Source organism: Acidobacteriota bacterium (assembly GCA_039683095.1).
Taxonomy (GTDB): domain Bacteria; phylum Acidobacteriota; class Aminicenantia; order Aminicenantales; family Saccharicenantaceae; genus RBG-16-66-30.
Genome location: JBDKSB010000002.1, coordinates 119,996 through 139,522, shown reverse-complemented (window position 1 = coordinate 139,522; position 19,527 = coordinate 119,996). Strand labels below are relative to the sequence as shown.

Here is a 19,527-nt window from a genome sequence, read left to right as displayed (position 1 = left end):
TGCGTCTATAACCAAAATGGAGGTGGCCATGCATCGAGCCCGACCGGTCCTCGTTCTTTCTTTCGTCCTGCTTGCCGCCGCGACCCTGGCCGGAGCAGCCGAGGTTCGGGGCAAGGTCGTCGGAGCCGCCGACAATCCCGTGGCCGCGGCCGTCGTCCTGCACCGGGCGAGCGGCGTCAGGACGGAGACCGGAGCCGATGGCCGGTTCTCCCTCGACGTGCCGGCCGCCGGACGGATCGTGCTCGAGGTCGTCCACCCCGACTACTACGAGCGCGAGTTCGAGATCGGGGCCCGGCAGCGGACCCGGCCGGTCGTCCTGGCCCTCGTCCGCGTCGTCCGGCAGAGCGAGGAGGTCGTGGTCACGGCCCTGCGCTACCCCGAGCCATCGATCCAGGTCCCCGCGGCTGCCACCGTGGTGTCCGGGGAGAGCCTGGCCGCGGACATGCCGGCGAACGTCAACGACGGGCTGCGGAACGTCCCCGGCGTCGGGTCCATAGGCTCGGCCGGGTTCTCGCTCGTGCCGACCGTGCGCGGCCTGGCCCGCCGGCGTGTGCTTTACCTGGTCGACGGCGCCCGGCTCGAGAGCGACCGGCGGACCGGTCCCAACGCCTCGTTCGTCAGCCCCTGGGACATCGAGCGGATCGAGGTCCTGCGGAGCGCCTCGTCGGTCTTCTACGGCTCGGATGCGATCGGCGGCGTGATCCACATCCTGACCAGGGAACCGGGCTTCGCGCCCGGCCTCCACGGCCGCTTCCAGGCCGGCCTGGGCAGCGTCAACGGCGAGAAGCGCGTCGGGCTCGGCCTCGAGGGCTCGACCGGGACCTGGGCTTTTTCGCTGGCCTTCCAGTACGACGACGCGGGGCTTTACCGGGTCCCCGGCGGGACCAAGATCCTGCAGTCGCAGTTCACCCAGGGCAGCCTCCTGGCCAAAGCCGCCCACCGGACCGACAAGCGGGAGATCGAGATCGGCCTCCTGGCCGCCCGGGGCTCCGACATCGGCAAGCCGAGCCAGACGGCCTCCACCAAGCCGACATGGTATCCGCACGAGAACCAGAACCTGGTCCATCTCGACTGGAAGGAAAAGAACGTCGGCCGGGGCGGGGAGCTCGTTTTCCACGCCTTCGCCAATCCCAATTACCTCGAGACCCTGACCGACAACTACAGCGGCTACCTCACCAAGGAGTCCTACGCCAAGACCGACAGCACGGAGTTCGGGGCCCAGGCCTCCTATTCGAAGAAGCTCGGCCCGTCGTTCCGGCTGGAAGGGGGAGCGGACTATTTCGGCCGGGCCGCGGCCCACGCCTACAACGCCTACACCTCCTACGACGAAACCGGGGCCGTGACCGGCGTCCAGGAGGAGTATCCCTACGCCAGCGCCAGCCGGGGCGATCTCGGCTTCTTCCTTTCGGCGGATTACACCGGCATCCGGCGGCTCGATATCCTGGGCGGCGTGCGCTACGACGTCCTGCGCATGAAAGCGACGCCTTACCAGGGAGAGATCAGCATACCTGAGGCCCCCGAGGCCCAGCCGATCCTGACCAAGGACAGCCAGCCGACCGGCTTCCTGGCCGTCTCCTACAAGCTCACGAAAGATCTCACCGCTTTCGTCAACATGGCCCGGGCCTACCGCCTGGCCAGCATCAACGAGCGATTCTATACGGGGATCAGCGGCCGCGGATTCATCATCGGGCAGCCGGACCTGAAGCCCGAGAGCAGCTTCAACCTCGACGGCGGGCTCAAGTTCCTCGGCCGCCGCTTCTTTGTCGGCCTGTACGCCTTCCGCTATCGCATCGACGACATGATCGAGCGCTACCGGGTCGACCCGACGACCTACACCTACGGCAACATCGAGCGGGGACTGCTGCGCGGCCTCGAGCTCGAGGCCGAGGCCTTCCTCCTGCCCGGCTGGAAGGTCACGGGCGGCGTGGCCGCGATCCGCGGCCGCAGCCTGGCCACGGACGCGCCCCTGAACGACGTCCCGCCGGTCCGCCTCCGGGCCGGGACGGAGTATTGGCGGGGGAACTTCTCGGCCGGCGTCGAAGCTGCGTTCTGCCTGGCCAAGGACGATCCCGGACCGGCCGAGATCGCCGTGGCGTCCTCGGAGATCGTCGATCTCCGGGCCGCCTATGTCTGGCGGGGGATCCGCATCTCGGCCACCCTGGCCAACCTCTTCAACGCCGCGTACATCGACCGGGCCGATCCCGACGCGATGATCGAGCCGGGACGGAACCTCAGGATCGGGATCGGCTACTCGTTCTGACGCGGCCGGGAAGGAAGGGCGTCGAGACCGGCGACATGTCCGGGCCGGGGACGGGCCGGCCCCCAGGCCGCGTTAAAAGGCGTCGATGAAGTGCTCGAGCCGGCAGTCGTCCGGCCCGCTGAACAGGATGGCGATGACGTCGAAGCGGCAGTCCGCGCCGGGCCGGGGATGGGTCAGGAGATAACCCTGGGCCAGCCGCCGGAGCTGCCGCTGCTTGCCAAGCGTCACGGCTTCCTCGGGCCGGCCGTGGGATTCGTCGGTCCGGGCCTTGACCTCGACGAAGACCAGGGTCTCGCCGTCCAGGGCCACGATGTCGATCTCCCCGCGGAGCAGGCGGAAGCCGCGCTCCAGGATCTCGTATTTCTTTTCCAGGAGATAGCGGCAGGCGATGTCCTCGCCGGAGCGGCCGAGGGCCAGGGTCGCCTTTTCGGGCCCGGCCGGGGACGCCGGCGCGGCGGCCGGGCGCCGGGGCGTCAGGGCTTGGGAGGAACGACGCGCTTCCACCGGACGCCGTCCTTGGTGTCCTCGAGGATGATGCCCATGGCCAGCAGTTCGCCGCGGATCTCGTCGGACCGCTTGAAGTCCCTGGCGGCCCGGGCCCGCTGGCGCTCTTCGATCTTAGCCCGTATCCCGCTTTCGAGAACGTCCGCCGTTCCGGCGGCCGGGCCGGCTCCGCCGATCTTCCCGGAAAGGCTCACGGCCGGCGATGGCCTGACGCCGAGGACGCCGTCCACCTCGCCCATGAAGGCGGCCAGCTTGTCCGCGCCCGCCTTCGAGACCCGGCCCTGGACGAGCAGGGGATTGGCGTCTTTGATCAACGTGAACACGGCGGCCAGCGCCTCCGCGATGTTGAGGTCGTCCCCGAGCCCGGCCGTGAATCCGGCCCGGGCCGTCGCGAGGAGCGGCTCGACCGGCGCCTGGCCCGCCGCCTCCGGCGGAACGTCCCCGAGGGTCCCCAAAAAATCGCCCATCCTCTGTCGGGCGGTCCGGGCCTGCTTCAGGGCTTCGAAGGTAAAGTCGAGCATCTTCCGGTAGTGGGTCGAGACGAGCAGGTAGCGGACGTCCAGCGCGTCGCAGCCGCCGCGGGCCAGGACGTCGGCCAGCCGGTAGAAATTGCCCTTGGACTTGGCCATCTTCTGGCCGTTGACGACCAGGTGGTGGCAGTGGAGCCAGTAGTTGACGAACTTGACCCCGTTAGCCGCCTCCGACTGGGCGATCTCGTTCTCGTGGTGGGGGAAGATGTTGTCGACGCCGCCGCAGTGGATGTCGAAGGTCCTGCCGAGGTACCTGGCGCTCATGGCCGAGCACTCGATGTGCCAGCCCGGCCGCCCCGGCCCGATCTCCGTCTCCCAGAAGGGTTCGCCCTCCTTGGGGGCCTTCCAGAGGGCGAAGTCGTGGACGCTTTCCTTCTCGTATTCGTCGGCGTCGCCGCGGCTGCCCGGCCGGCGCTCCTCGAGGTTGACCCGGGACAGGCGCCCGTAGGCCGGGAACTTGTCGATGGCGAAATAGACCGAGCCGTCCTTCCGGTAGGCGAAGCCCTTGGCCAGCAGGGTCTTGACGAGCCCGACCATCTCCGGGATATGCTCGGTCGCCCTCGGATAGCGGTCGGCCGGCTGGATGTTCAAGAGGTCCCGTTCGGCCATGAACGCGTCGATATACTTGGCGGTATAGCGCTTCAGCTCCTCGACCGTCCTGGCCTTGGAATCGCGGATCGTCTTGTCCTCGACGTCCGTGATGTTCATGACGTGCGTGACCCCGAAACCGCTGTATTTCAGGAAGCGCTTGAGCAGGTCCTCGAAAACGTAGGCCCGCCAGTTGCCGATATGGGGAAAGTCGTAGACCGTCGGGCCGCAGGTGTAGAGCCTGACCCGGCCGGGCTCGAGAGGGACGAAGTCCTCGATCCGGCCGCCGAGCGTGTTGTGGAACCTGATCATCCCGCCCATCTTAGCCGGTCCGCCCCATATCCGTCAACCTCCCCGGCGCGGCGGGGCTGGCCCCGGCCCGCCGTGATCCGGGAAGGGTTGAACGGCCATGACGATTGTGGCATAATCGATATAAGTCATTCCACATCTCATCCAAAGGCAATCATCATGAACACCAAGTTCGGCATCCGCCGAGAGGACATCAACAAGTGGGAAAAGCGGGTCCCGCTGATCCCGTCCCATGCCCGGGAGCTCGCCGACAAGTATCCGGTCGAGTTCCGCGTCCAGCCGTCGAAGATCCGGATCTTCAGCGACGACGATTACCGCCTGGCCGGCATCCCGGTCGAGGAGGGGCTCTCGCCCTGTCCCGTCGTCCTGGCCCTCAAGGAGATCCCGATCGAGCTCATCGAGAAAGGCAAGACCTACATCTTCTTCTCGCACACGGCCAAGGGCCAGAGCCAGAACATGCCGATGCTCAAGAAGATGATGGACATGGGCTGCACCGTCATCGACTACGAGAAGATGGTCGACGAGAAAGGGAGGCGGGTCCTCTATTTCGGCAACTACGCCGGCCACGCCGGGATGATCGACACCCTCTGGGCCCTGGGCCGCCGTCTGACGGTCGAGGGCATTCCCAGCCCGTTCACCATGCTCGAGCCGACCCATCGCTACAAGAGCCTGGTCGAGGCCAAGGAGGCCGTCTCCGGTCTGGGGGCGAAGCTGGTCAAGGACGGGCTGCCGCCCCGGCTGGGCCCCACGGTCATCGGCTTCTTCGGCTATGGCCACGTCTCCCAGGGGGCCCAGGAGATCTTCGACCTCCTGCCCGTCGAAACCGTCCGCCCGGCCGATATCCCCAAGCTTTTCCAGGGCGGGAACAAGGCCGGCCGGAACCTCTACAAGGCCGTGTTCCATGAAGAGGACATGGTCCGGCCGGCCGACCCCGCCCAGGCCTTCGACCTTCAGGACTACTACGACCATCCTCAGGGCTACCGGGCGATCACCGAGGACCTGGTGCCCTATCTCACGGCCGTCGTCAACGGCATCTATTGGGCCCCGAAGTTCCCCAAGTACATCACCAAGGCGTTCCTGAAGAAGCTCTACGCGGACGGCCAGCCCCGCCTTCGGGTCGTCGGCGACATCACCTGCGACATCAACGGCTCGATCGAGTGCACGGTCCAGGCGACCGACTCGGAGAATCCCGTCTACGTCTATGATCCCGTCGAGGACAAGGCCAAACCCGGCTTCGCCGGCCGCGGCCCGGCGGTCCTGGCCGTCTACAACCTGCCGGCCGAGCTGCCCCTCGAGTCCTCGACCTATTTCAGCGGCAAGTTCAAGGAGCACATCCCGGCCCTGGCCGCGGCGCGCTTTGACCGGCCTTTCGCCGAGTGCGGCCTGCCGGACGTCCTGCGCCGGGCCGTCATCGTGTACCGCGGCCAGCTCGCGCCGAGCTACGCCTACCTCAGCGAATACCTCGGCTGACCGGCCGCGATCCGAGTGGAGGTACGACCATGAAAAAGATACTCGTCCTGGGGGCCGGCCTGGTGGCCAAGCCCCTCGTCAACTACCTGCTCGAGCAGCCGGATTTCGCCGTGACGGTCGCCGACATGGAGCCGGGCCGGGCCGCCAAGCTCGTCGGGACCCACCCGCGTGGGACCGCGGCGGTCCTCGACATCGCCGACCGGGATGCCCTGGGCGCGGCCATCGGCCGGGTCGATCTCGTCGTCAGCATGGTGCCCTACGCGTTCCATCCGGTCGTCGCCGAACTGGCCGTCGAGAGAGGCGCGTCCGTGGTCACCGCCTCCTACGTCAAGCCGGCCATGCAGGCGCTCGACGCGCGGGCCAGGGAAAAGGGCGTGACCCTCCTCAACGAGGTCGGCCTCGATCCGGGCATCGACCACATGGAGGCCATGCGGGTCATTCACGAGATCCATGACGCCGGCGGGCGGGTCCTCGGCTTCACGTCCTGGTGCGGCGGGTTCCCGGCGCCGGAGGCCAACACCAATCCCTTCGGCTACAAGTTCTCCTGGAGCCCCCGCGGCGTCCTACTGGCCTCCAAGAACTCGGCCCAGTTCCTCAAGGACGGCCGGATCGTGAACATCCCGGCCGCCTCCCTCTTCGCCCGGCCGGAGGTCATCGGGATCCCCGGGCTGGGGGACTTCGAGGGCTATCCCAACCGTGATTCCGTCCAATACAGAGAGGCTTACGGCATCTCCGAGGCCAGGACGGTCTTCCGGGGCACGCTGCGCTACCCCGGCTGGTGCGAGACCCTGCGGAAGATGGTCGAGCTGGGCCTGCTCGACGAAACAGCCAGGGACCGGACCGGCCAGACCTGGAACGGCCTGATGAGGGAGCTGGCCCAGGCCGCTCCCGGCGCCGACGTCAAGGCCGCGGTCGCGGCGCGGCTGGGCCTTCCGACCGGATCGCCCATCCTGTCGCGGCTGGAGTGGCTGGGGCTCTACGAGGAGAAGCCGCTGCCCGCGCCGAAGGCCCCGGCGATCGACAACCTGACCGCCCTGATGATCGACCGGATGAGCTACGCGCCTCGCGAGCGGGACATGGTCGTCCTGCAGCACGAGTTCCTGGCCCAGACCGGCGGCCGGACGGAGAGGATCGTCTCGACGCTCATCGACTACGGGGTCCCCGGCGGCGACTCGTCCATGTCGAGGACCGTCGGGCTCCCGGCGGCCATCGGCGCCCGACTCATCCTCGAGGGCCGGATCGGCCTGAAGGGCGTCCAGGTGCCGGTCGTGCCCGAGATCTACGGGCCCATCCTGGACGAGCTCGAGCGCCTCGGCATAAGGTTCCAGGAGAAACGGCAGGTCCTCTGACGCTTAGGCCGGCGCAAGCCGGAGGGGAGGGAGCGATGAAACGCAAACCCAGCGTCGCCGGTCAATTCTATCCTGGCGGCCGGGAGGAGCTGCGGGAGACGGTCGCCGGGATGGCCCGGGCCGCCGCGGCGCCCGTTAAGGCCGTCGCCGTCGTTTCGCCCCATGCCGGCTACGTCTATTCCGGCCCCGTGGCCGGCGCGGTCTTCGCCTCGGTCCGGGTGCCGGAGAGCGTTGTCATCCTCGGTCCGGCCCATCACGAGATAGGGCCGCTCTTCGCCGTCCAGGCCCGCGGCAGCTGGCTGACCCCGCTCGGCGAGAGCGCCATCGACGAGGACCTGGCCGCCCGCGTCATGGCCGGTTGTCCGCTGGCCGACGAGGACGAGGCGGCCCACCTCCAGGAGCATTCTCTGGAGGTCCAACTGCCCTTCATCCAGTACTTCCGGCCCGGGGCGGCCATCGTGCCGATCTGCGTTTCGTACGAGGCCGGCTACGGCGACCTGGAGACACTCGGCCTGGCCCTGGCCGAAGCCGTCCGAGGTTCGGGCCGCGAGACGCTGCTCGTGGCCAGCACGGACATGAGTCATTACGTCAGCCAGAAGACGGCCGAGCGGAAGGACATGATGGCGGTCCGCAAGGTGCTCGATCTGGACCCGGCGGGCCTCGTCGAAACCGTCACGGCCGAGCGCATCTCGATGTGCGGCTTCCAGCCGACGGCGGCGGTCCTCGTGGCCGCGCTGGGTTTGGGGGCGACGAAAGCCGAGCTCATCAGCTACCGGACCTCCGGCGAGGCCTCCGGCGATTACGACCGGGTGGTCGGTTACGCCGGGATAAGGATCGCCTGACACTTCCGGCCCGAGAGGACGGGGGAGGCCTGACTCGCCGATAAGAAGCGGCATATGGGGGGAGAGGGTGATTTCTCCCGGCTCGCCGGCCCGGCCGGCCCCCTGACTCTGAGTCATTTGACACTCCCTCGGTCCAAGTGCTATATAAAATGCTGGAAGATTATGGTTAGGTTTGCCCTCCGCGATAAGGATAAGAAGGTCCTTAACCTCGTCGTGGAGAGCTTTGTCCACTGCGGGCGCCCGGTCAGTTCCGGCGCGGTCTCCCAGACCCGGCGGATCAAGGCCTCGCCGGCGACGCTGCGCAACATCATGTCTAAGCTAGAGGAGATGGGCTACCTGTCCCAGCCGCACACCTCGGCCGGACGGGTGCCGACGGACCGGGGCCTGCGCTTCTATGTCGGCGGCCTGCTGGCCGAGGGATCCCTGCCCGAGGAGCGGGTCCCGTCCCTCATCCAGGAGGAATTCACCGCCCGGACGGCGGACCTCGACTCGCTCCTGCTGCAGGCCTGCCGGAGCCTGGCCGATTCGTCCGACGCGCTGGGCTTCGTCATCTCGCCGCGGCTTTTCCGGATGACGTTCGAGCACCTGCGCTTCATCAAGATCTCCGACCGCCGTGTCCTGGTCATCCTGGTGACGCCTTTCCACATGGTCCTGACCGAGACCCTGGAATCGTCCCTGCCGCTGAGCCAGGCCGAGCTCGACGGCGCCTCCCAGTACCTCAACCAGAACTTCCGGGGCCGGACGATCCTGGCCGTCCGCGAAGCCCTGGTGCGCGACCTGCCCAAGTACCGGGTCAAGTACGAGGACAGCCTGAGCAAGCTCCTCGAGCTGCTCAAGAGCTCGATCGACAAGGAAGGGGAGGACCGCATCTTTCTCCAGGGCACCTCGCGCCTGCTCGGCAAGGCCGGCCTGTCCGATCTGGACAAGCTCCGGCCCCTGTTCCGCAGCTTCGAGGAGAAGGCCGCCCTGGTCAAGCTGCTCTCGGATTTCGTCAGCCTCGACCGGGTCAAGGTCCTGATCGGCGCCGAGGCCAACTTCCCCGACATCGAGGACTGCTCGCTCGTGCTCTCGCACTACGGCTACGGCAACCAGGTCCTCGGGACACTGGGGGTCATCGGCCCGAAACGCATCCCCTACGAGAAGATCATCCCGCTCGTCGACCGCACGGCCAAGCGCATCAGCCTGGCCATCACGGTCTTCGGGAAAGAGGTCAGCCTATGACGGACGAAAAAGACAAGCCCGGCGACGAGATCGAGTTCATCCCCGAGAGGCCGCCCGACGGCGGAGAGAAGCCCGCGCCGGCGGCCCCGCCCGCGGCGCCGCCGGAGGCCGGGGGGAAGGCCCCCGAGGAGAGCGCGAAGCCGCTCAAGGACAAGCTCAAGAAGAAGGACGCCGAGATCAAGGCGCTCAAGCAGGAGCTGGCCGACCTCAAGGACGCGCACCTCCGCCGCCTGGCCGACATGGAGAACCTGCGCAAGCGCTTCGAAAGGGAGAAGGGCGAGTTCCAGCAGTACGCCCTGAGCGGCGTCATGCTCGAGCTGCTGGATCTGGCCGACAATTTCGAGCGGGCCCTGCAGAGCGTGCCGGCCGACGCGGCGGACAAAACCTTCCGCGAAGGCGTCGAGCTCATCTTCCGGATGCTCCAGGCCGTGCTCGCCAAGCACGGCGTCCGGCCGATCGTCCCGGGGGGAAAGGTCTTCGACCCGACGATCCAGCAGGCCATGACCGTGGCCGAGTCCGACCAGGTCGCGGAGCCCACCGTCGAGGAAGAGCTCCAGAAGGGCTACATGATCCAGGACCGGCTCCTCCGCCCGGCCATGGTCAAGGTCCTCGTCCCGAAGAAAGGACAGTAGCGCATGGGACACGTCATCGGCATCGACCTGGGGACGACCTACTCCTGCGTCGCCTACCTCGAGGGCGGGAATCCCGTGGTCATCCCCAACCTCGAAGGCCTGCCGACGACGCCCTCGGTGGTGTCGTTCACCGGGTCGGGGGAGCGGCTGGTCGGGACCCTGGCCCTGCGCCAGGCCGTGACCAATCCCGCCTCGACGTTCTACGCGGTCAAGCGCCTGATCGGCCAGAAGTTCCAGTCGGCCCAGATCCAGGAGGCCGTGGCCCGGCTGCCCTACGGTCTCAAGGAGGCCGCCAACGGCGACGTCGCCGTGGCGCTGGGCGGCGAGACCCTCAGCCCGCCCGAGATCTCGGCCATGGTCCTGGGCTACCTCAAGACCTGCGCCGAGTCCTTCTTCGGCGAGCCCGTGACCGAGGCCGTCATCACCGTGCCGGCCCACTTCAACGACGCCCAGCGGCAGGCCACCAAGGACGCGGCCACGATCTGCGGCCTTAACGTCCTGCGGGTCATCAACGAGCCGACCGCCGCCGGCCTGGCCTGCGGGCTCGACGCCAGGAAGAACGGCCTGGCCGCCGTCTATGACCTCGGCGGCGGGACGTTCGACGTCACCATCCTCGAGGTCAGCGACGGCGTCTTCAACGTCCTGGCCACCAACGGCGACTCCTACCTCGGCGGCGAGGACTTCGACAACCGCATCGTCGAGTGGCTGGCGACCAGCTTCCGGGCCGAGACGGGCGTCGACCTGAGCAAGGACAAGCTGGCCCTTCAGCGCCTGAAGGAAGCCGCCGAGCGGGCCAAGCGCGAGCTGTCCTTCACCGCCGAGACCGAGATCAACCTGCCCTTCATCATCTCGGACAAGGCCGCGTCCAACCATATCCGCAAGACCCTCAGCCGGCCCGCCTTCGAGGCCATGACGGCCGATCTCGTCGAGCGGACCGTGCCGCACATAGAGCGGGCCCTGGCCGAGGCCCGGCTCTCGGCCGACCGGATCGAGCACGTCATCCTCGTCGGCGGCCAGACGCGCATGCCCCTGGTCAAGGAGCGGGTGACCAAGTTCTTCGGGCGGGCGCCCGAGGAGAAGATCGATCCCGACCAGACCGTGGCCATGGGCGCGGCCATCCAGTCGGGCATCCTGGACGGCCAGGTCCGGGACCTCATCCTCCTGCTCGACGTCACTCCCTTCGCCCTGGGCATCGAGACGGAGGGCGACGGCTACGAGACGGTCATCGAGAAGAACACGACCGTCCCGACCCGCAAGGTCAAGGCCTTCACCACCGTCACCCACAACCAGCGGCGGGTCCGGATCCATGTCCTTCAGGGCGAGGGGTTCCTGGCCTCGCTGAACAAGTCCCTGGCCGTCTTCGAGCTGGTGGGCATCGAGCCGGCCCCGGCCGGAGTGCCCCAGATCGATGTCACCTTCGAGATCAACGCCGACGGCCTGGTCCAGGTCTCGGCCAAGGACAAGGAAACGGGCCTCAGCCACAAGATCGAGGTCCGGCCCTCCTCGGGACTCTCGGCCGCGGATGTGGAAGCGCTGAAACGGAAACAGGCGGGCCCCGGCGCCGCAAGGCAGGCGGCGAATGGCTGACAGGGACTACTACCAGGTCCTCGGCGTGCCCCGGGACGCGCCGGCCGAGGACATCAAGCGGGCTTATCGCCAGATGGCCATGAAGCACCATCCCGACCGCAACCCCGGCAGCAAGGAGGCCGAGGAGAGGTTCAAGGAGGCGGCCGAGGCCTACAGCGTCCTGGGCGACGCAGAGAAGAGGTCCGTCTACGATCGCTTCGGCCGCGACGGCCTGCGCGGCCAGGGCTTCTCCGGCTTCGACACGTCGGTCTTCGAGGGCTTCGAGGACATCCTCGGGAACCTCTTCGGCTTCGGCATCGGCGACCTCTTCGGCGGCGGCCGGAGCCGGGCCCGGAGCCGGCGCAGCCCCGGCCGGGACCTGGCCCTCGAGATCGAGATCGGACTCGAGGAAGCGGCGGCGGGCGTCGAGCGGGAGATCAAGCTGACCCGGGCCGAAGCCTGCCCCGCCTGCGGCGGCTCGAAGCGCAAGCCCGGCACCCGGCCCGCCGCCTGCCCCTCGTGCGGCGGCCAGGGCCAGCTCCGCATCCAGCAGGGCTTCTTCACCATGGCCCGGACCTGCCCGCGCTGCCAGGGCAGCGGCGAGATCAACGCTTCGCCCTGCGAGTCGTGCCAGGGTAAGGGCCACGTCAGGGAGAAGAGGACCCTCAAGGTCCGCATCCCGGCCGGCGTCGAGGACGGTTCGCGGCTGCGGCTCGTCGGCGAAGGCGAGGCCGGCGACGAGGGCATGCCGGCCGGCGATCTCTACGTCGTGACCCGCGTCCGCAAGCACCCCTTCTTCGAGCGCGAAGGCGGCGATCTCGCCTGCGAGATCGCCATCTCGTTCACCCAGGCCGCCCTCGGCGCGAGGATCGAGATCCCGACACTCGAAGGCCCGGAGGTCCTCAGGATCCCGCCCGGGACGCAGCCGGGCGAAACGCTCCGTCTCAAGGGCCGGGGCGTCCGTGACGTCGCCGGCCGGCGCAAGGGCGATCTCTTCGTCCGGATCCGGATCAAAACGCCGGGCGACCTGTCCAAGGAGCAGAAGGCGCTGCTGGCCAAGCTGGCCGAGCTGCGCGGCGAGGACATCGAAGCCGTCGACAAGAGCGTCGTCCATAGGCTGAAGGACATCTTGCAGTGAGCCGGCGAGAAGCGTGACAGCGAACCAGTTCTACGTTCCCGTCATCGCCGCCGGCCCGTCCCGGATGGTCTTGCGGGGCGGAGAACACCGCCATCTGGCCAAAGCGGCCAGGGTCCGCGCCGGGGAGGAGATCTGGCTCTTCGACGGCCGCGGCCGGCGATGCCTGGCCCGGGTCGAGAAGGTCGGGGAGGATTCGACCGAGGTCGCGATCCTCTGGCTGGAAGAGCCTGAGTCGCCGGGGCCAAGGCTGGCCCTGGCCCAGTGCCTGATCGAGGCCCGGAAGCTCGAGACCGTCCTCGAGAAAGCCGCCGAGATCGGCTGTTCCGAATTCATCCCCGTGACCAGCGCCCGCTCCTACCGGCCGCCGGGGGAGCGGGAGGACCGCAAGCTCGACCGCTGGCGCCGGATCGCCCGGGAGGCGGCCAAGCAATGCAAAGCCCGCCTCGTGACCGAGGTCCACGCGCCCCGGCCGCTCGACCGCCTGCTTCGCGAGCCCGGGGCCGACCGCAAGCTGTTCCTGAGCGAGCACGGCGGCCGGCCGCTCAAGGAGATCCTGGCCGCGGCGCCGGCCGCGCCGGATGCCGAACGCGGGGCGCCCGCGCCGGCGGCGGGTCCGCCCCCGTCGATCCTGCTCCTGGTCGGGCCCAAGGGCGGCTGGACGGAAGGGGAGGAGAGGAAGATCAGGGAGGCCGGGTTCGAGCCCGCCTCCCTGGGCCGCCGCATCCTGCGGGCGGAGACGGCGGCCGTGGCCGGCGCGGCCATGATCGCGCACTTCTGGACGGATTGACATGTTCCTCCAAGGGCAGAAGGTCGGCAAGTACGAGATCCTGAGGTCCCTGGGCAGCGGCGGCTTCGGCTCGGTCTACCTGGCCAAGGACACCTGGCTCGACATCAAGGTGGCCATCAAGGTCCCCCACAAGCAGTCGGCCGAGCTCTACAAGCTGCTCAAGGAGCCGCGCCTGCAGGCCGCCCTCAGCCACCCGAACATCGTCCGCATGCTGGCCGCGGAGAAGGAGAAGAACGTCTTCTTCATGGTCATGGAATACATCAAGGGCCCGACCCTGGAGAAGATCCTGGAGAAGGAGCGAGTGCTCGGCGTCGAGCAGGCCATCGACTTCATCAAGCAGATCTCCTACGGCGTCGACCACGCCCACAAGGCCAAGATCATCCACCGGGACCTCCGCCCGTCGAACATCATCGTTTCCGAGGAGGGGACGGCCAAGATCACCGATTTCGGGACCTCGGCCTGGCTCAACGCCGTGCCCTACGCCTCGACCCGGATCGGCTCGCCGCCCTACATGGCCCCCGAGCAGTTCCTGGGCAAGGCCTCCTTCGCCGCCGACCTCTACTCCCTCGGCTGCATCTTCTACGAGATGATCATCGGCCGGCCGCCGATCTTCGACCCCGACCCGTTCAAGATCCTGGAGAAGGCCCAGCAGGGCAAGCTCACGCCGCCGCGGATCAAGAACGGCCGCGTCCCGAGGGAGATCGACGCCATCATCATGCGGGCCCTGGCCCCCAAGGTCGAGGACCGCTACCAGAGCGCCTCGGAGATCATCCGCGACCTGTCGCTCTACAAGGGCAAGACGCCGAAGACCTCGGAGATCGACGACATCATGATCCGGATCCGGGCCCGGGAGCAGAAGACGGCGGCCTTCTGCTGGAACTGCCGCCGGCCCCTGCCGCCCCGGTCGCGGGCCTGCCCCTACTGCGGCGAAACCGTCTGACCGGGACCCCGGACCTCCGCCTTTGCGCGCCGTCCGGCGAGACCAGGCAGCTCCTCAAAGGCCTGATCCGGGGTTTGGCGCGACCCTTCGAGCTTCAGGACCGGACGGGAATCCAGCCGCGGGCCATATGATCCATAGAACAACGGTGGCAGTTTCCTTCAAAGATGGTCCTTGACATTTGCGGTTTCATGCGTTGATATAAAAAAAGATCCCGTCCATTCAGCAGGGGATAGTGGGGGACGATATGAGCGCGCTAGCTCTAATCTTGGCCGGCTTTATTGCTTTCCTTCAACGCGGACCGGCCGACCGGAATAGCACGGTCTTCATTGAGATGCTCCGTGATTGAAGGCGACTAGGTTAGGTAGAAAGCGAGAACTTTCGCGAGAAGGACGAGATGAAGGATTCGAGCCCTCCGACCAGACGACCATTATGGCTATTTTAGCCAGCATGAAGATCGTCCCGGTCACGGAATAGCGACGTCCCTTCCTCGCCCGGGACTTCCCCCGGTAGCCAGGGTCATTTCCCCCCTGGAGGCGATTGACTTCGCCGGGGGGGATGATATAGGATTGGCCCTCGAGGGAGTCATCCGCGCATACCTCCAAAGGAGGGGCTCATGAGCCCGTTCTCGGAAACGAGCGTCGTCTGGAAGAATGGGAAACTCGTCCCGTGGAAGGACGCGACGATCCATCTGGCCTCCCATGTCGTCCACTACGGCAGCTGCCTCTTCGAAGGCCTGCGGGCCTACGAGACGCCGAAGGGGACGGCCATCTTCCGGCTCAAGGACCACACCCGCCGCCTCTACAACTCGTGCAAGATCTATCGGATGAACGTCCCGTATACCCAGGACCAATTCAACGCCGCCGTCGTCGAATGCGTCCGGGCCAACAAGCTGCCGGCCTGCTACATCCGGCCGATCGTCTACCGGGGCTACAACATGCTCGGCGTCAACCCGTTCCCCAATCCCGTCGATTGCGCCGTCCTGGTCTGGGAATGGGGCAAGTATCTCGGCCCGGAGGCCCTGGAGAACGGCATCGACGTCTGCGTCTCCTCCTGGTGGCGCATGGCCCCGAACACCTTCCCGGCCATGGCCAAGGCCGGGGCCAATTACATGAACTCCCAGCTCATCAAGATGGAGGCCATGCTCGACGGCTACGAGGAAGGCATCGCCCTGAACATCCGCGGCCACGTCAGCGAGGGGAGCGGCGAGAACCTCTTCCTCGTCGTCGACGGCGCCGTCCTGACGCCGCCCCTGTCCTCCTCGGTCCTGCCGGGCATCACCCGGGACACCATCGTGACCCTGTTCCGGGAGATGGGTCTCAGGGTCATCGAGGAAACCATCCCGCGGGAGATGCTCTATGTCGCCGAGGAGGCTTTTTTCACGGGCTCGGCGGCCGAGGTCACGCCCATCCGTTCGATCGACAAGATCACCATCGGGTCGGGCAAACGCGGGCCACTGACCGAGAAGGTCCAGAAGGCCTTCTTCGAGATCATCGACGGCCGGCGGCCGGACGCCCACGGCTGGCTGACCTTCGTCTGACGCGGCACCCGAGGAGGAACGCATGGTCATCGACGAGTTCCTGAAGATCGCTATCGAGCGGGACGCCTCCGACCTTCACTTCAAGGCCGGCAACAACCCCATGATCCGTGTACACGGCACCCTCACGCCGCTCACCGGCTATCCCCGGCTGGCGGCCGCCGACTGCGAGGAGCTGGCCGACCAGATGATGACCGAGGCCCAGCGCAAGCGACTGGCCGAGGACCTGGACATCGACCTGGCCTACAGCCTGCCGGGCTTCGGCCGCTTCCGCGGTTCGATCTATCACCAGCGCGGCTCACTGGCCATCGCCCTGCGCATCATCCCGCTCGAGGTCAAGACCATCCGGCAGCTGCTGCTGCCCGAGGTCCTGGAGAAGATCGCCTTCTACCAGCGCGGCCTGGTCCTCGTCACCGGGACGACGGGCAGCGGCAAGACGACCAGCCTGGCGGCCATGGTCGATTACATCAACACCTTCCGCCGCGAGAACATCATCACCATCGAGGACCCCATCGAGTACCTCCACAAGGACAAGAAGAGCACCATCAGCCAGCGCGAGGTCGGCATGGACGTCACCAGCTTCGCCCGCGGCCTGCGCGGCTGCCTGCGCGAGGACCCCGACGTCATCCTGGTCGGCGAGATGCGCGACCTGGACACCATCGACACGGCCCTGCTGGCCGCCGAGACCGGCCACCTCGTCCTGAGCACGCTCCACACCCTCGACGCGCCGGAAAGCATCAACCGCATCATCTCCGTCTTCCCGCCGCACCATCAGCGCCAGGTCCGCCTGCAGATGGCCTCGATCCTCAAGGCCATCATCTCCATGCGCCTGATCCCGCGCATGGACGGCCAGGGCCGGGTCCCTGCCGTCGAGGCCATGATCGCCACGCCCTACATCCAGGAGTGCATCGCCGAGAAGGACAAGACGATGCTCATCCGCGACGCCATCACGGCCGGCGTCTCCCAGTACGGCATGCAGACCTTCGACCAGTCCATCTACCAGCTCTACCGCGACGGGTACATCTCGTTCGAACAGGGCCTGAAATATTCCTCCAACCCCGACAACTTCAAGCTCCGCATCATGGGCATCCAGTCGACCCTCGACATGGCCGTCGAGGAGATGGAAAAGGGCATGAGCAAGGTCGAGCGGGCCGAGGGGGGACCGGAAGAAGAGCCGAAATGACGGCCCAGGGCGTCCGCGAGACCTTCCTCCGGTTCTTCGCCGAGCGGGGACACAAGATCGTGCGGAGCTCGTCGCTCCTGCCCAAGGACGATCCGACCATCCTGTTCACCAACGCCGGGATGAACCAGTTCAAGAACGTCTTCCTGGGGCTCGAGAAGCGCGGCTACACCCGGGCGGCCACCGTCCAGAAGTGCATGCGCGTCAGCGGCAAGCACAACGACCTCGAGACCGTCGGCCGGACGGCCAAGCACCACACCTTCTTCGAGATGCTCGGCAATTTCTCGTTCGGGGACTACTTCAAGCGCGAAGCCATCGCCTCCGCCTGGGAGCTCGTCACCCGGGTCTTCGGCCTGCCCATCGACCGCCTCTACGCCACGGTCTATCTCGACGACGACGAGGCCTACCGCCTCTGGGCCGAGGAGGTCGGCGTCCCCAGGGAGCGGATCTTCCGCTTCGGCAAGAAGGACAACTTCTGGGCCATGGGCGACACCGGGCCGTGCGGTCCCTGCTCCGAGATCCACTACGACCTCGGCGCCGCGATCGAGCCGGGCGACCCGTACCGGCTGATCGAGTCCGGCAGCGACCGCTTCGTCGAGCTCTGGAACCTCGTCTTCATGGAATTCGATCAGGGCGACGACGGCGTCCTCCGGCCGCTGCCCTCGCCCTCGATCGACACCGGCATGGGCCTCGAACGGATCACCGCGGTCATCCAGGGCAAGCGCAGCAACTACGACACCGACCTGTTCAGGCCGCTCATCGAGAGCGCCTGCGCCATGGCCCGCCGCGAATACCCCGCGGGGGACGAGGGCGACGTGGCCGTCCGCGTCATCGCCGACCATATCCGGGCCGTGACTTTCCTCATCGGCGACGGCGTGTCGCCGGCCAACGACGGCCGCGGCTACGTCCTGCGCCGGATCATCCGCCGGGCCTGCCGGCAGGGCAGCCTCATCGGCCTCGACCAGCCCTTCCTGTACGAGCTCGTCGGCCGGGTCGCGGACCTCATGAAGGAGGCCTACCCCGAGCTCCTGACCTCGGCCGAATACATCTCCAAGGTCTGCCTGGCCGAGGAGGAGCGCTTCGCCTACACGCTCTCGTCCGGCCTGCGCTTCTTCGACCAGGCCATCCAGGAGACGCGGGCCGCCGGAGGAACGGAGCTCCCCGGCGACAAGGTCTTCAGGCTCTACGACACCTTCGGCTTCCCCCTCGACCTGTCCCAGGAGCTGGCCCGGGAGAAGGCCATGACCGTCGACGAGGCCGGCTTCGGCCGGGAGCTCGAGGAGCAGAAGAACCGGGCCCGCCTGTCCTGGAAAGGCGAGGCCAAGCGCCGGGAGAAGGAGGTCTACGAGGAGTTCAAGGACCTCAAGGTCCGCTCCCGCGTCCACGAAGCGCCGGAGCTGGCCGACGTCCGGGTCCTGGGCCTGCTCAAGGACGGCCGCCGGACCGGCAGCCTGAAGGCCGGCGACCGCGGCGAGGTCATCCTCGAGGAGACGCCGTTCTACGCCGAGGCCGGCGGCCAGGTCGGCGATGCGGGCTCGCTCAAGGGCCCGGGCGCGTCGGCCCTTGTCGAGAACGTCACCTTCGCCACCCCCGAGCTCATCGTCCACGCCGTCAAGGTCCTGTCAGGCGAGCTCTGCGAGGGCGACCGCGTCGACGCGGCGCCCGATCTCGTCCGCCGGCAGGCTGTTTCGAACAACCACACCGCCACGCATCTCCTGCACGCGGCCCTGCGTCAGGTCCTGGGCGACCACGTCAAGCAGGCCGGGTCCCTCGTCTCGCCGGAGCGCCTGCGCTTCGACTTCACCCACTTCGCTGCGCTGTCGCCGGAGGAGATCGGCCGCGTAGAGGAGATCGTCAACGCCGGGATCCGGGCCGACATCCCCGTTGTAACCCGCGTCACCTCGCTCGACGAGGGCATCCGCGAAGGGGCCATGGCCATCTTCGAGGAGAAGTACGGGGAGTCGGTGCGTGTCGTCGGCATCGGCGACGTCAGCAAGGAGCTCTGCGGCGGCGTCCACGTCCGGGCCACGGGTCAGATCGGTCTGTTCAAGATCGTGGCTGAGACGAGCGTCGCGGCGGGCATGCGGCGCATCGAGGCCGTGACCGGCGCAGGCGCCTATCGCTACGTCCGGGAGCTCGAGGAAGCGCTCGATGGCCTGGAAAGGACCCTGGGAGTGGCCCGCCGGGACCTGCCGGCCCGGGTCGAGAAGCTCCGGGCCCGCGTCGACGAGCTGGAGAAGGAGGTCCGGGAGCAGAGGAAGGCGATCATCGCCGGAGCGGGCGGGATCGCTTCGGGCGCGGCCGCCGGGTCCCCGGCCCAGGTCAGCACGGTCCAGGGCGTGGCCGTCCACGTTCAGAGGATGGACGGCCTGACCATGCCCGAGCTCCGCGACGCGGCCGACGCCCTTAAGTCCAACCTCGGCAGCGGCGTTGTCGCGCTCGGCGCGGTCACGGAGGGCAAGGCTTTCCTCGTCGTCAGCGTGACCAAGGACCTGACGGGACGGATCAAGGCCGGCGCCCTGATCAAGGAGCTGGCCCCGGTCATCGGCGGCGGGGGAGGCGGGCGGCCCGATTTCGCCCAGTCCGGCGGTCCGGGCGCCGGGGATCTCGACAAGGCCCTGGGCCTCGTTCCCGGGCTGGTCGGGCGGCAGGCCGGCTGACCCCCCGATTCACCCTT

15 protein-coding genes are annotated in these 19,527 nt (G+C 67.7%); 13 read left to right on the top strand and 2 right to left on the bottom strand.

Annotated elements, in window-relative coordinates; all coding sequences use genetic code 11:
• Nucleotides 1-28: 28 nt before the first annotated feature.
• Complete coding sequence (locus ABFD52_03395; protein ID MEN6559805.1) at nucleotides 29-2,260, top strand: TonB-dependent receptor; 2,232 nt, start codon at nucleotides 29-31, stop codon at nucleotides 2,258-2,260.
• A gap of 72 nt (nucleotides 2,261-2,332) precedes the next feature.
• On the opposite strand, the gene ABFD52_03390 is transcribed toward ABFD52_03395, so the two are convergent.
• Together ABFD52_03390 and cysS are read right to left on the bottom strand one after the other, a co-directional pair.
• A complete protein-coding gene (locus ABFD52_03390; GenBank protein ID MEN6559804.1) occupies nucleotides 2,333-2,764 on the bottom strand; it encodes a YraN family protein in 432 nt (143 codons plus the stop codon).
• A complete protein-coding gene (cysS, locus tag ABFD52_03385) occupies nucleotides 2,734-4,194 on the bottom strand; it encodes a cysteine--tRNA ligase (GenBank protein ID MEN6559803.1) in 1,461 nt (486 codons plus the stop codon). Before cysS ends, ABFD52_03390 begins: the two co-directional genes overlap by 31 nt.
• Nucleotides 4,195-4,350: 156 nt before the next feature.
• Here cysS and ABFD52_03380 point away from each other — a divergent pair, with 156 nt between their 5' ends.
• The 12 genes from ABFD52_03380 to alaS all read left to right on the top strand — a co-directional run bounded on the left by ABFD52_03380 (nucleotide 4,351) and on the right by alaS (nucleotide 19,510).
• Entirely contained in the window at nucleotides 4,351-5,661 is a 1,311-nt protein-coding gene (locus ABFD52_03380; GenBank protein MEN6559802.1) for a bifunctional lysine ketoglutarate reductase /saccharopine dehydrogenase family protein, read from the top strand.
• A gap of 29 nt (nucleotides 5,662-5,690) precedes the next feature.
• The gene (locus tag ABFD52_03375; protein ID MEN6559801.1) at nucleotides 5,691-7,010 is read left to right on the top strand and encodes a saccharopine dehydrogenase C-terminal domain-containing protein; all 1,320 of its coding nucleotides are present in this window, start codon (nucleotides 5,691-5,693) and stop codon (nucleotides 7,008-7,010) included.
• Between the two features lie 35 nt (nucleotides 7,011-7,045).
• Nucleotides 7,046-7,852, top strand: a complete 807-nt coding sequence (gene amrB / locus ABFD52_03370) for an AmmeMemoRadiSam system protein B (GenBank protein MEN6559800.1) — start codon at nucleotides 7,046-7,048, stop codon at nucleotides 7,850-7,852.
• 162 nt (nucleotides 7,853-8,014) lie between these two features.
• Nucleotides 8,015-9,073, top strand: a complete 1,059-nt coding sequence (gene hrcA / locus ABFD52_03365) for a heat-inducible transcriptional repressor HrcA (GenBank protein MEN6559799.1) — start codon at nucleotides 8,015-8,017, stop codon at nucleotides 9,071-9,073.
• Nucleotides 9,070-9,705: a nucleotide exchange factor GrpE gene (gene grpE, locus ABFD52_03360; protein MEN6559798.1), complete on the top strand. Its 636-nt coding sequence runs from the start codon at nucleotides 9,070-9,072 to the stop codon at nucleotides 9,703-9,705. The genes hrcA and grpE overlap by 4 nt, the downstream gene beginning before the upstream one ends.
• A 3-nt stretch (nucleotides 9,706-9,708) precedes the next feature.
• Nucleotides 9,709-11,292: a molecular chaperone DnaK gene (gene dnaK, locus ABFD52_03355; GenBank protein MEN6559797.1), complete on the top strand. Its 1,584-nt coding sequence runs from the start codon at nucleotides 9,709-9,711 to the stop codon at nucleotides 11,290-11,292.
• A complete protein-coding gene (gene dnaJ, locus ABFD52_03350; GenBank protein ID MEN6559796.1) occupies nucleotides 11,285-12,409 on the top strand; it encodes a molecular chaperone DnaJ in 1,125 nt (374 codons plus the stop codon). The genes dnaK and dnaJ overlap by 8 nt, the downstream gene beginning before the upstream one ends.
• A 13-nt stretch (nucleotides 12,410-12,422) precedes the next feature.
• The gene (locus ABFD52_03345) at nucleotides 12,423-13,196 is read left to right on the top strand and encodes an RsmE family RNA methyltransferase (GenBank protein MEN6559795.1); all 774 of its coding nucleotides are present in this window, start codon (nucleotides 12,423-12,425) and stop codon (nucleotides 13,194-13,196) included.
• 1 nt (nucleotide 13,197) lies between these two features.
• A complete protein-coding gene (locus ABFD52_03340) occupies nucleotides 13,198-14,136 on the top strand; it encodes a serine/threonine-protein kinase (GenBank protein ID MEN6559794.1) in 939 nt (312 codons plus the stop codon).
• A 613-nt stretch (nucleotides 14,137-14,749) separates the two neighbouring features.
• Nucleotides 14,750-15,673, top strand: a complete 924-nt coding sequence (locus ABFD52_03335; protein ID MEN6559793.1) for a branched-chain amino acid transaminase — start codon at nucleotides 14,750-14,752, stop codon at nucleotides 15,671-15,673.
• 22 nt (nucleotides 15,674-15,695) lie between these two features.
• Entirely contained in the window at nucleotides 15,696-16,853 is a 1,158-nt protein-coding gene (locus tag ABFD52_03330) for a PilT/PilU family type 4a pilus ATPase (protein MEN6559792.1), read from the top strand.
• A complete protein-coding gene (gene alaS, locus ABFD52_03325) occupies nucleotides 16,850-19,510 on the top strand; it encodes an alanine--tRNA ligase (protein MEN6559791.1) in 2,661 nt (886 codons plus the stop codon). The genes ABFD52_03330 and alaS overlap by 4 nt, the downstream gene beginning before the upstream one ends.
• Nucleotides 19,511-19,527 lie beyond the last annotated feature (17 nt).